The following is a 692-nucleotide window of genomic DNA, read 5'->3' on the forward strand; positions in this document are numbered from 1 at the left end:
GGCCGTCCCGCCCGCCCTGGTCGGCCTCTGCACCGGCTTCACCGCCGGTACGGCCAAGGGCGAGCGCCCGAGCCGGCTGGCCGGCGAGCCGCTGTACGGCCCGCTGGTCTCGGCGGCCGGCGGCGCGGACCGGGTGGCGGACTACTGCAAGGCCGCGATCGGTGACGAGGACGGCGACCACCAGGGCGGCACCGCCCCGACGCGCGACCCCGGCCGCACCGGCTCCGGCGCGACCGCCGGAGCCGGCAAGGGGAACACCGGCGGCGGCCGGACCGGCGGCAGTGGCAACGGGAGCGGCAACGCCAACAGCGGTGGCAACGCCAACAGCGGCGGAAGCGCCGGCAGTGGTGGAAACAGCCAGGACAGCGGCGGCAACGGCCAGGACACCGGCGGCAGGCCGGGCAAGTCCGGCGTGACCGTCCCGCTCGTCCCGCCCGCCCCCGACCCGCAGGACGTCCGCCCGAGCAAGACCGACCGGACCGAGAACGAGCAGTCGGCCGGGAGGTAGCCCTCAGAACTCCGGGTGGGGGGCGAGCGACTCCCCCCGGGCTCGTCGCCCACCTGGAACAGCACCACCGCAGGACCCCGCAGGACCCCGCAGGACCGGCCGGACCGACAGGACCGGCAGGACCGACGGGAAGCAGTACCACCCGAAGACCCCGGGTGGCCGGTCGGCTCCCCCGTGCCCACCG

1 pseudogene is annotated in these 692 nt (G+C 77.0%); it reads left to right on the top strand.

Annotation, left to right across the window (positions count from 1 at the left end):
• Positions 1-508: pseudogene (locus KS423_RS46730) on the top strand (hypothetical protein); the annotation flags it as partial.
• Positions 509-692 lie beyond the last annotated feature (184 nt).

The sequence above is a fragment of the Streptomyces sp. LS1784 genome (assembly GCF_020103755.1).
Lineage (GTDB): Bacteria > Actinomycetota > Actinomycetes > Streptomycetales > Streptomycetaceae > Kitasatospora.